This is a genomic window from Sphingomonas beigongshangi, assembly GCF_016820445.1.
Lineage (GTDB): Bacteria > Pseudomonadota > Alphaproteobacteria > Sphingomonadales > Sphingomonadaceae > Sphingomonas > Sphingomonas beigongshangi.
On sequence record NZ_JADHDT010000006.1, the window covers coordinates 57,997 to 69,302 of the forward strand.

11 protein-coding genes are annotated in these 11,306 nt (G+C 67.3%); 2 read left to right on the top strand and 9 right to left on the bottom strand.

Features of this window, described 5'->3' with window-relative positions:
* Nucleotides 1-368: 368 nt before the first annotated feature.
* The 6 genes from IQ292_RS11800 to IQ292_RS11825 form a co-directional block, all read right to left on the bottom strand.
* On the bottom strand, nt 369-713 hold the full coding sequence (locus IQ292_RS11800) for a hypothetical protein (protein WP_203310523.1): 345 nt from the start codon (nt 711-713) through the stop codon (nt 369-371).
* Between the two features lie 256 nt (nt 714-969).
* Nucleotides 970-1,425, bottom strand: a complete 456-nt coding sequence (locus IQ292_RS11805) for a hypothetical protein (protein ID WP_203310524.1) — start codon at nt 1,423-1,425, stop codon at nt 970-972.
* A gap of 366 nt (nt 1,426-1,791) precedes the next feature.
* A complete protein-coding gene (locus IQ292_RS11810) occupies nt 1,792-2,169 on the bottom strand; it encodes a hypothetical protein (RefSeq protein WP_203310525.1) in 378 nt (125 codons plus the stop codon).
* Nucleotides 2,170-2,226: 57 nt separating this feature from the next.
* A complete protein-coding gene (locus IQ292_RS11815; protein WP_203310526.1) occupies nt 2,227-2,577 on the bottom strand; it encodes a hypothetical protein in 351 nt (116 codons plus the stop codon).
* A gap of 308 nt (nt 2,578-2,885) precedes the next feature.
* On the bottom strand, nt 2,886-3,152 hold the full coding sequence (locus IQ292_RS11820) for a hypothetical protein (RefSeq protein ID WP_203310527.1): 267 nt from the start codon (nt 3,150-3,152) through the stop codon (nt 2,886-2,888).
* 222 nt (nt 3,153-3,374) lie between these two features.
* On the bottom strand, nt 3,375-3,956 hold the full coding sequence (locus IQ292_RS11825; RefSeq protein WP_203310528.1) for a cysteine hydrolase family protein: 582 nt from the start codon (nt 3,954-3,956) through the stop codon (nt 3,375-3,377).
* A gap of 69 nt (nt 3,957-4,025) precedes the next feature.
* Here IQ292_RS11825 and dinB point away from each other — a divergent pair, with 69 nt between their 5' ends.
* On the top strand, nt 4,026-5,138 hold the full coding sequence (gene dinB / locus IQ292_RS11830; RefSeq protein ID WP_203310529.1) for a DNA polymerase IV: 1,113 nt from the start codon (nt 4,026-4,028) through the stop codon (nt 5,136-5,138).
* A 116-nt stretch (nt 5,139-5,254) separates the two neighbouring features.
* Nucleotides 5,255-6,394: an SET domain-containing protein-lysine N-methyltransferase gene (locus tag IQ292_RS11835; RefSeq protein ID WP_203310530.1), complete on the top strand. Its 1,140-nt coding sequence runs from the start codon at nt 5,255-5,257 to the stop codon at nt 6,392-6,394.
* A gap of 105 nt (nt 6,395-6,499) precedes the next feature.
* On the opposite strand, the gene IQ292_RS11840 is transcribed toward IQ292_RS11835, so the two are convergent.
* The 3 genes from IQ292_RS11840 to IQ292_RS11850 are packed head-to-tail and all read right to left on the bottom strand — an operon-like array spanning nt 6,500 to nt 11,264.
* Nucleotides 6,500-8,383: a CHASE4 domain-containing protein gene (locus tag IQ292_RS11840; RefSeq protein WP_203310531.1), complete on the bottom strand. Its 1,884-nt coding sequence runs from the start codon at nt 8,381-8,383 to the stop codon at nt 6,500-6,502.
* Entirely contained in the window at nt 8,380-10,302 is a 1,923-nt protein-coding gene (locus tag IQ292_RS11845; RefSeq protein WP_203310532.1) for a two-component system response regulator, read from the bottom strand. Before IQ292_RS11845 ends, IQ292_RS11840 begins: the two co-directional genes overlap by 4 nt.
* Nucleotides 10,303-10,349: 47 nt before the next feature.
* Nucleotides 10,350-11,264 (bottom strand): ROK family protein, encoded by a 915-nt coding sequence (locus IQ292_RS11850; protein ID WP_203310533.1) that lies wholly within the window; start codon nt 11,262-11,264, stop codon nt 10,350-10,352.
* Nucleotides 11,265-11,306 lie beyond the last annotated feature (42 nt).

Genomic DNA, 11,306 nt, shown 5'->3' on the forward strand with positions numbered 1-11,306 from the left:
TGCCTCGCTTACGAGCCAAAAACCACGCAAATCTCAGCAATCGCCTGCCTTCGGGAGGCAGGGGCCGGAGGTTCGAATCCTCTCTTCCCGACCACTTTCCTTGCGACGCGATAGCGAACTCCCCTTCCGGGGAGCATGATCCCCGAAGCGGGACCGAAGCGACCATGGACTCGCGTCCAGGCGGCCGCCGCTGCCCTTCGGCGGCCGGCGCGCGGATCACCGCCATGGTCCCGGCCGCTTGCCCAAACCTTTTGCATATGGCCTCGCCGACGCGGAGCGCGGGCATTCCCGCGCGACGCCCCCGACCCCCTCAATAGGGCTGGCCGCTTGCGGCACGGCGGTTTGACCGCGCCGTCGTGATCGCCGGTTCAGTGCGCCGGCGGCGTAAGCTTCAGGACGCAGTCGACGGCGATCTTTTCCACGGCCGGCGGCACCTGAGTGTCCGCCGGACCAACGACGATCGTCTGAACCTTGTCGCGCGTGACCGTCAGGCGGGTGGAACCGGCCTGGCCCGGAACGTCGACGGCGAATGCGCCATCCCCGCCCGCCGTCGCCGTCGTCCCCGCCGTCTGCGCGATGCATTCCGCGACCTGCTGCGGGCCCACCTGCGTCATGACGAAGGCGCCGTCGACGGCCCGGCTGTGCGACGCTTCCAGGGCGCAGCCGCCCGTGAAGAAGAGCGGGGTGAGAACCAGCGCCGAAATCCGTTTCATGGGTGTCAGCCGTCTTTCCGTTATAGGCACGAAGGGGCGCCACGCCCCACGGTCGAGATGCCAAACTCGCATGCATCGCCTTGGCTCCGGCTATCGCCAGCCGATTTGCGCGTCGTCAGGCCTTAAGGATTGGGCTCGTCGATATCCTTCGGTGCTTTGGTATCGCCAGCCTTTGACCAACCCGCCCATCCGCAATCGATCCTACCTCGCCGATCAGCGCTGCCCCAAAACGGATTACCGCGGCCGATGATCACAGTCACTTGGATAGCATTTTCACGACCGGCTCCAGGGGTAGGGCCGGCGGGGCGAGACCACTCGAAGCGGCAGCCTGTTCTACCATCGATTTAAGGTGGCGGCGCCAAAGTGCCGCTCGCTGCGCCTTAGGCACAGCGGCGATGTCTTGCGGCCAAAGCGAATAAATGATCGAGCCACAGGCCTGTCCTGCCTTACATACCTCGACCTGCATCAGCAGAGAGAAGGTGCGATCACTTGCGTCGTCGAACCTCTCGACCTGAATATGGAAGGGCTCCGCGTTGAACGTGATCCCATGATGTCGCGAGTCGGGCCACGCGGGCATTTCTAGCCAACGCCCTTTCGGCGTATTGGCAATTGAGAGGTTTACGGGCGGCGGCGGTTCTACTCGTCTGCCCGGGGGATCCCCCGCTTGAGCAGCGGCAACGGTCATGAGCATAAGCGCCAGATTGATCGTCATGCAAAGAAGCTGATCCGCCCCCTTCTCATTGTCAACGCGACGTCAACCGACCGCGTTTGCAATATCAGGCTCAGACCGGTTCTCCAGGATGGGAACCCGGCGTCCGGCCCGCTGTCTCGTTCCCCATTGCCGCGCCGCCGGCGGCGGCACAGTCCGCCGATCACGCTCGCAGTAGGGTCGTCGAGCCATGACGCCACATAGCACCCTACCCTTCATCTCGCCCGAATAAGGACCAGCGTCCATTCAGCACCAGCATTGTTTTTTTACTGTACCATGCTAACTGGGAGCCAATCCGATGCCACGGCGGTCGGTATCTAGATGGTACATCAACCCATCGGGCGGCGCGCAAGCGCCGCCTTTTGTGTTTCAGGCTGGCAGATGCTTGAAGCCATAGCCCATTATGCGACCGTTCCAAGGGGACCGATCATATTTGGTGTCCCTTAGGATATTACAAACTTGCGTTGCAAAAGGCCCCAGCGTCACGTCGTGTCCCATCCTCTCTCGCACAAATATGTGGCTAGGATGTGCCAATAGGTCGCATAGCTGCAATCCGGCAATATTGTCTTTCTTAGTACGAAATTTTAATGTTTTACCGCGCAACGAAGATTCTATTGCTGCGGGGTTGCGATAACGGGTGCCTTCGACTCTGATCTTATTGTACTCGGCTTGAAGTACGCCATCTTTTCCCTGCCTACTCTCAGGCATGATGTCGCCTATCGTGCCGGCACGCTCGAGGAACTGCACATATTTCTCTACGATAATCTGTAGAAGATAATGATACGGATGAGTCTGCTGCCAATGCTATTGATCAGCCATCCACGACTTGTCGATCAAGGCCGTGATGACGACATACGGCGTCGTCTGGAATATGTCCAGGATTGCAGCATTGTAGGCCACGCGTGTGAGCGCATTTGTTCGCAGCGCTTGATACGGCCCCTTTCCACCCATGATCTCTTTCCTGTGCAGGATAAGGGGCGCATCTGGGTCATGATCAAAGATCGTCGCCTTTAAGGCATTCAGCGCTGGCTCGAGGACATCCCGAGCGTCGGTGATCTTCATCGCAACACCGGTGAGGCTGAGATATCGGTGATTGTCTTCGTCCAGCCGAGACATCGTGTCTGTGCCGACTTCATCCACGTATAGCCTGTACATCGAATCCCCTTAACTGCGATTGAGCGCAGAAGGGAAGGCATCATGTATTCGACCATCCAAGGTGCGCCCCGCCGAACGCTTGCCCACTCGAGCTGCATAATGAACGCGATGACCATGGAAGCCCATTCCGCCGGCGAAGTTTTCGGTGGCTTCTTCTCTTTCCGACAAATTCCCCCTCGCTCAGGGGGGCTACGGGAAACAGAGGGAGGATTTGTCAGAAAATCACGAGAGCAGGCCGCTGTTTCTTAATCAGCAGAAGCCCTCGCCTACTGCCGTCCCATCCCCCGGCCCGAAACGGCCGCAGGCAATCAACGCGTCGCGACCTCGAGGACGCCGCGGCGGTGCTCGATGAAGACGCCCTCCTGCGCCCAGGCCGACTTCCCGCGACAGGTCATGCCGCGGACGTTCGGTCGCGGGTCGGCGGCCTGTCCGTCGCTGTAGAGGCGCAGGCAGTAGACGTCGCGCCCCGGCTTGTACGACGCATCGTAGAAGCGCGGCGGCGCGGTCTGCGCTGCGGCCGGCGCGGCGGCGCTCGTCATCGCGAGCACAACGGCGGTGCACATGGTAAGGCGCATGATCGTTCTCCCTTGTCGCCACCGCCCCATCCGGGCGGCACGTCAGAGCCCATGCGAGAAGTGTGCCATTCGCATAATACACCTGCGGGGCCGGGCATGCCGGCCTTGGCGGCGACGCTATCCGGCGAAAGGCACCGGATATTGGCGCGATGCGCCGATGCGATGGGATGGGTTAGGATGGGATGGGATGGGTTGGGATGCGATCGGATCGCCCGCGCGCGCTCAGTCGCCGCGCGCCAGCCACTCGGCGAGCGTCAGCTCGCTGGTCGGCCGCGTCTCCGCGCCCATGCTGTTGCGCATGATCTCCAGCGCCCAGCGCGTGCGTTCGCCATGCTCGCCGGCCACGGCATCGGCTGGCACCCACAGGTCGTACTGGCGCATGTGCGCGTCCGCCGCCGTGAACAGCACGCAGATATCCGCGGCGATGCCCGCGAGCACGAGGCGGCTGACCCCCAGCTGCGGCAGGAGCACCGGCAGGTTCGTCGCGTAGAAGCCGGAGAATTGGGGCTTGATGATGAAATAATCGTCCTGGCGGGGGCACAGCGCCCGCGTCAGCCGATGCCCCGGCGCATCCTCCTGCGCGAGGGCCGATTCAATCAGGCGGCTGCGTTCGGAATGCCACGCGCCGTTGTTGTCGTTGACGTAGATGACGGGCACGCCCGCCGCATCCGCGCCGTCGCGCAGCGCCAACAGGGGGGCGATCGCCGCCTCCGCAGACGCGCGCAGCTGCTCGCCGCCGTCGAACGCCAGCGCGTTGACCATGTCGATGAGCACGAGTGCGGTGCCGCCGCTTTTGTCCACCATTCCAGAATCCTAGCAGGGTGGCGCCGTGGCGCCTTGATCTGCGCTGCATTTGGAACGAAACGAGATCGCATGGCCGATGACGCCGCCCCGCCCGTTCCAACGCCCGCGCAGCGCAAGATCATCCATGTCGACATGGACGCCTTCTACGCCAGCGTCGAGCAGCGCGACGATCCGGCGCTGCGCGGCAGGCCGGTCGCGGTCGGCGGCTCGCGCGCGCGCGGCGTGGTGGCGGCGGCGAGCTACGAGGCGCGCGTCTTCGGCGTCCGCAGCGCGATGCCCTCGGCGACCGCGGTGCGTCGCTGTCCCGATCTCGTCTTCGTCCGGCCGCGGTTCGAGGTCTACAAGGCGATCTCTCTGCAGATCCGCGCGATCTTCGCCGATTATACCGACCTGATCGAACCGCTGTCGCTCGACGAGGCCTATCTCGACGTCACCGAGGACCGCCATGGCCTGGGCAGCGCGAAGGCGATCGCGGAGCAGATCCGCGCGCGCATCCGGGCGGAGACCGGGCTGACCGCGTCGGCGGGGGTCAGCTACAACAAGTTCATCGCCAAGCTCGCCTCCGACCAGAACAAGCCCGACGGCCTGTGCGTGATCCCGCCGCACAAGGGCGCCGCGTTCGTCGCGAGCCTGCCGGTGAAGCGCTTCCACGGCGTCGGGCCGGTCACCGCGCAGAAGATGGAGCGGCTGGGCATACAGACGGGCGCGGACCTGCGCGATCGCCCGCTCGCCTTCCTGCAGGCGCATTTCGGATCCTATGCCGACTATCTGCATCGCGCGGCGCGCGGCGTGGACGATCGGCCGGTGCGGTCGAACCGCCCGAGCAAGTCGATCGGGGCGGAGCGGACGTTCGAGACCAACCTGTCGGAGCCGGCGGCGCTGCACGCGGCGATGGAGACGATCGCCGACGCCGCCTGGACGCGCGTCGATCGCTCCGGCGCGCGCGGGCGAACCGTCACGCTGAAGCTGCGCCATGCCGATTTCCACACGATCACGCGCGCGCGTTCGCTGTCGCACGCGGTGCCGGACAAGGCGGCGTTCCTGGCGATCGGGCTGGACCTGCTGCAGGCCCAGCTGCCCGTGCCCGGCGGCGTGCGGCTGCTCGGGCTGACCCTGTCGGGCATCCTCCGCGATGAAGCTCCCGACGCGGACGTGACGGCACAGCCGAGCCTCCCGCTGTAGGCGGCTGCGGTCCCGCCGCCCGGGCGATGGCGGCAAACGTCGCGCGGCACGTCGCTGCCCCCTCGACGGAGTCGCCGACCTCGTTTACGATTCGATAACCAGATCCGGGCGGGGGAATGTCGGTCGAACCGTGGTTCATCGTGGCGATGGTGCTGAGCCTGTCGGGCTATGGCATCTATCTGGCCGGGCTGCGGCGGCACCTGGTCGAGCCCAGCCGTGCGTCCTGGCTGATCTGGGCCGTCGCCACCGGGATCGAGGCGGCGACCTACCTCGCGGTCAATCCGGGCCGGCCGCAGGGGCTGGTGTTCGTGGTGTCCGCGCTGTCGTGCATCGTCGTGACGCTCGCGATGTGGCGCCGGTCGCGCTGGTCGCGTCCGTCGACCACCGAAACGGTGTGCATGGCGGCGAGCCTGGCCGCGATCATCCTGTGGCTGCCGCTGCAGGAGACCTTCTGGGCGCACATGCTCGTCGTGGGTGCGGTACCGCTGGGCTTCTGGCCGACCTGGGCGAGCGTCTGGGAGGATCGCGCGCGCGAGCGGTCGCCGGCCTGGGGGCTGTGGACGCTCGGCGACCTCGCCACGCTGTTCGTCGCGGTGCGCAGCCACGGCTTCGGCGTCGGCGAATATGCCTATATCCTGGTCGAGCTGCTCTGCCATGCCAGCGTCTGGCTGATGGTCGGCCTGTCGACGATCAGCCCCTTGCGCGCCTTCGGCGTCCGCAAGGAGGGGCTGCGCATCCTCGACGCCTATGTCCCCGCCAACCCCTTCGCGGTGCGCGAGACGCATCTGGGCAAGGCGGTGTTTGCCGCGCGCGGGTTCGCGCGGGGCGAGACGCTGCTGCGCTTCTCCGGCCCGACGGTGCCCGCCACGCGCGTGCCGGGGCGTCTGAGCGGCGCGGCGGACCGGTTCCTGCGCATCGCGCGCGACCGCTACATGGGACCGTCGGGCCGGATCGACGATCTGATCAACCACAGCTGCGCGCCCAATGCCGGCCTTCGCTTCACCGACGACGGCGTCTTCCTGGTCGCACTGGCGACGATCGAATCCGGCGAGGAAGTCGCCTGGGACTATTCCACCACGCTGGCCGACGGCGACGGGACCATGGCCTGCGCCTGCGGGGCGGCGGCGTGCCGGGGGCGCATCGGCCCCTTCGCCGAGTTGCCGGCCGACACGCAGCGGCGCTATCGCGCGCTCGGCGTGGTCGCCCCCTATCTCGACGACCAGCCCGAGCCCGTCGTGCGGGAGCGCGCGGCCTGATCGATCGCCGGGGCACGGCACGACGACCGATCGCGAGCCCGAGCCCACGCTCCGACGCGGGCTCGATCCCGGCCGCGTCGTACACCGGCGCAGCCGGAGCGGCGGTCAGGCAGCGCGGGCGATGATCGCGGGGTCGGCCGGCTGCAGCGTCAGCACGGCGACGGCGCCGCGTCCCTTGCCCTCGCTCTCCAGCCGCAGCGCGCCGTCCATCGCCGTCATCGAATTCGCGCACCAGTGGAGACCCAGGCCGCCAGACTTGTGCGCGCGCGTCGAGAATCCCCGCTGGAACAAGGTGGCGCCCGTCTCCGCGTCGAACCCCTCGCCATCGTCGCGGATGCGGATAGTGACGTCCCCCTCGCCTTCCGTGACGGTGACGATGATCGTGCCGCTGTCGCGACCGCTGGCGGCGATCGCTTCCGCGGCATTCCCCAACAGATTGCCGATCACCTGGCTCAGGATCACGCGGCTCGCCATGGCGTAATGGGGGTCGGCGGGGAAACTGAAGGCGATCGAGGCATCCTGCGAATAACGGGCGATCGTCGCATTGCGCGCGATGATCTCCGTCAGGTCGCACAGCTCGAGCGTTGGTCGCTCGTGCGCCTGCTTCTGTTGCTGGCCGATGATTTCCAGGACGTGCGCCATCGCCTCGCGGCCGACCTGAAGCTCGCGCCGCATCGTTTCGCGCGCCGCGCCCTCCGCCGCCAGCGCGGCGGCGACGAAGGCGGACAGCTTGGCGCGACGCCCGGCGGGCAATTCATCCGTGGCCAGTTCCGACAGCGCGCGCTCGACCATCGCCCGGTCCACAGGCGGCGTCTGGGCGATGCCCTGGCTGAGAATGGTACTGATCGGATTGAGCGCATTGCGCACGTTGTGCATCACGGCGACCGCGCTTTCGGAGCGGCCGAGCGCGAAGCTCTGTACCTCGATCTGCTCGCGCAGGTCCTTGAGCTGCGACAGCATCGCGTTGAGGCTGCGCCCCAGCGAGCCGAATTCGTCGCGGCGGCCGTCGTCGTCGAGCAGCGCCATCGCGCCCGACGCACGCACGCGCTGCATATGCCGTTCGACGCGCTGCAGCGGCCCCAGCACGAGCCGGGCGATCGCCCGCCGCAGCACCATCAGCACGATCAGCAGCAGCAGCGTCGATCCGGCGACCGCCAGCAGCAGCATGCGCCGTCCGAGCAGCGACACGTCGCGCACGATGCGGAAGCGGGTGGTCGCAACGGCATGGCCATCCGCCCCGCGGATCGGCAGCGCGATCTGTGCCGTCGCGCTGCCCGGGGTAACGATCGGTGCGTCGCCCGCCGTCGCGAGATCGATGCGTGCGTCGAGCTGCAGCAATTTCGACATCTGGCGCGACGTGATCTCCCGCGCCATCAGCACGTAACCGCGCGGGGCGCCGGTGCCGTCCGACCGCCGCACCTGAGCGACGCCGACCGCCGCCACCGCGGACCCGAGCCGGGCATAGAAGTGGCCCGAGTTGTTGCGCCCGACCGCGCGGCGCAGATCGGTGTGCGCTATCGCGCGGATCAATGCCTGGCGCAGGTCGTCGCGCTCCGTGCCCCTGACCGGATCGAGCCAGCGCGCGATCTGGATGCTGCCGTCGGGCCGGACATAGGCCATGCCCTGCACGCCGAGGTTGCTCATCGCGAGCGGCGAGAAACTGTCGCGCTCGAACGCCGCCGTCGGGCGGGCCATATAGTCGTAGCTCTGCGTCCAGTCGCCATAGTCGCGGACGGCATTCTCGACCTTGCTCGCGTAATCCGCCAGCGCGGCGCGCGTACGGTCGACGTGGCCCTCGATCGCCTTCGCCTCGAGCGCGTTGAAATTGGGCGTGATGACGCTCGCGAGAAGCAGCGTGATGCCGAGCGCACCGGCGAGACCGACGACGGTCAGGATCAGGACGAGCTTGGCACCGAGCGAGGCGGGACCGATCGCCCGCCGCCGTCCGGCGAGGCCGGGTCGGTGCCGCCGAACGGCGGCGCGCCTCATCCGTGCGTTCCGCCCGCGATATGCAGGGGCGACGGCGCGCCGGCCGCCTCTTCACCGAGGAAGCGCTGCACGGCCAGCGCCATGGCCTGTTCGGCGGGCACGGGACGCGAGAAGAAATAGCCTTGCAGATGGCTTGCGCCGGCGATGCGGAGCGCCTGCACCTGCGCCTCCGTCTCGACGCCCTCCGCGATCACTTCCAGGCCCAGCGCGCGGCCGAGGTGGATGATCGAATGGACGATCGCCGCGCTTTCGCGCTCACGGCCCATGCCGTCGATGAAGCTGCGATCGATCTTCAGGCTGTCGAGCGCGAACTTGCGGATATTGTAGAGCGAGGAATAGCCCGTGCCGAAGTCGTCCAGCGCGATGCGGAAGCCCATCTGGCGCAGGCGGTACAGCGTCTCCGCGGCCCTTTCCGCATCGTCGAAGATCGCCGTCTCCGTGATCTCGATCTGCACGCGTCCCGGCACCACGCCGGCGCGCTCGACGCTTTCCATGATGTGGCCGACGAAATTGTGGCGGCGGAACTGGCGCGGGCTGAAATTCACCGAAACATACTGGCCCGGAAACACCTTCAGCATCTCCAGCGCCTGATCGAGGATCCAGTCGCCCAGTTCGTGGATGACGTTCGATTCCTCGGCGATCGGGATGAACGTCGCCGGGCTGATCGGCCCGTATTCGGCCGTGTTCCAGCGCACCAGGGCTTCGAAGCCGAGCACCTCCAGCGCGTCCCGGCTGACGATCGGCTGATAGACGAGGCTGAGCTCGCCCTTCTCGATCGCCTGTCCCAGGCCCGCCTCGACGCGGCGGCGGAAGCGTATGCCCTCGTCCATGCTTTCGTCGAACAGCCGGCTGACGCCGCGGCCCTGCCGCTTGGCGTCGTTGAGCGCGAGGTCGGCGCGGCGCAGGGCATCGATCGGATCGCAGCCGTCACCCTCCACCACCACGACGCCCGCCGAGGCGCCGCTCTGGACGGAATTGCCGAATACCTGATGCGTGCCGGTGCATGCCGCGACGATGCGGTCGCAGGCCATCACCGCGGCGTCCTCGCCGGGCGTGTCGAACAGCACGCCGAACTCGTCGCCGCCGAGGCGCGCGACGACGGCGCCCTCCGGCGCGGTGGCGTGCAGGATCGCGCAAATCTCTCTGATCAGGGCATCGCCGGCGAGATGACCCAGCGTGTCGTTCACCAGCTTGAACCGGTCCAGGTCGAACATCGCGGTGGCGAACAGGCCGGGGCGCTTCGCCCGTTCCCCGAGCGCCCGCAGGAACGCGAGACGGTTCGGGGCGTCGGTGAGCGAGTCGTGCGTCGCCATGTGCAGCGCCCTGCTCTCGTTCGCGGCGAGTTCCGCGCCCTGTTCCTCGAGTTGAACGACCTGTTGCGCCAGCAGCGCGCGCGCCGCGGCGAGCTCGCGATCGACCTCCCAACGCCGCGCCAGCGCGGTTGCGGTCTGCACCACCTCCGCGACCTCGAACGGCTTGGCGATGTAGAAGATCTTGTCGGCCGGCCCTGCCGCCTTGCTGATCTCGAGCGGCGAAAAGTCCGAATAGCCCGTGACGATGACGAGGTTGATCTCGGGATCGAGCGCGCGGATGCGGCGCGCAGTCTCACGGCCGTCGATACCCGGCGGCATGCGCACGTCGATGAACGCGACCGAATAGGGCGTGCCCGCGGCCAGCGCGGCCTCGACCGCGGCGACCGCATCGAGACCCTGGTGGCAATGCGTCAGCGCGAATTGCGGCGCGTCGTCTTCGACCGCGCTGGTCGCCTCGTCGCCGAACAGCTCCGCCGCCATGGCGTCCAGCGCCCCATCGGCGCCGGCGGCGGGGGCAAAGCTGCGTGCGTAGCTGTCGTGCATCGCCGGCTCGTCATCGACGATCAGAAGGCGCTTGGCCTCGGCGGGCACGGTAAGGGCGGTCATCCGGAAATTCCCCTCGATCAGGATGACGAGGGGGTAAGCGGATGCGGTTAAAGCGTCGTAAACGACATCCGCTGTTCGGCGAGCGCCTGCTGGCCGAGGATGATCGCGCCGAGGGGCCCGGCGTTGCCGCCGAGCGCGGGCGCGACGACGAAGCCATCCTCGGCGATTTCGGGCAGCGCGATGTAACCCGCGAGACTCTTGACCATCGCCGCGCGGACGCGAGGGAAAAGATGGTCGTTGCCGACCATGACGCCGCCGCCCATCACGATGCGGCGCGGAACGCCGGTGAGGACGAGCGTGTGGCACAATTGGCCCAGCGCATGGGCGACGGGCTCCCAGACCGGATCGTCCGCGCCGATCTCCTCGCCCTTGACCCCGGCGCGTGCGCCGATCGCGGGACCGGCGGCAAGCCCCTCGAGGCAACTGCCGTGGAACGGGCAGACGCCGACCCAATCGTCGCCGGGCAGGCGCGCAGGGCGGATATGACCGAATTCCGAATGGGTCAGGCCGTCCACCGGCCGACCGCCCGCGATGAGACCGACACCGATACCCGTCCCGACGGTGGCATAGGCGATCTCGCCCAGCCCCTTCGCCGCCCCCCAGCGCGCTTCCGCCAAGGCGGCGCCGACGACGTCGGTATGGAACCCGGTCGGCACGGCGTAACGGGTACCCAGCCGCCTCGCGACATCGGTGCCCGCCCAATGCGGCTTGGGCGTCGAGGTGATATGACCGTAATCGGCGGCGGTACGATCGATCGAGATCGGTCCGAAGCTCGCGATGCCCAGCGCGTCGAACCCACCCCAGCCGTCGAGCACCCGCTCGACCGCCGCGAGCGTTTCGTCGGGGTGCAAGGTCGGCAGCTGCACCCGGTCGACGATATCGTCCGGACCGCGCGCGAGCAGGCAGACGATCTTGGTGCCGCCCAATTCGATCCCCGCCACCAGCGGCGTTGCGCTATCCACGGTCCTGCATCCCCCCCAAATCGCAATCGCTTCGAGACCGAC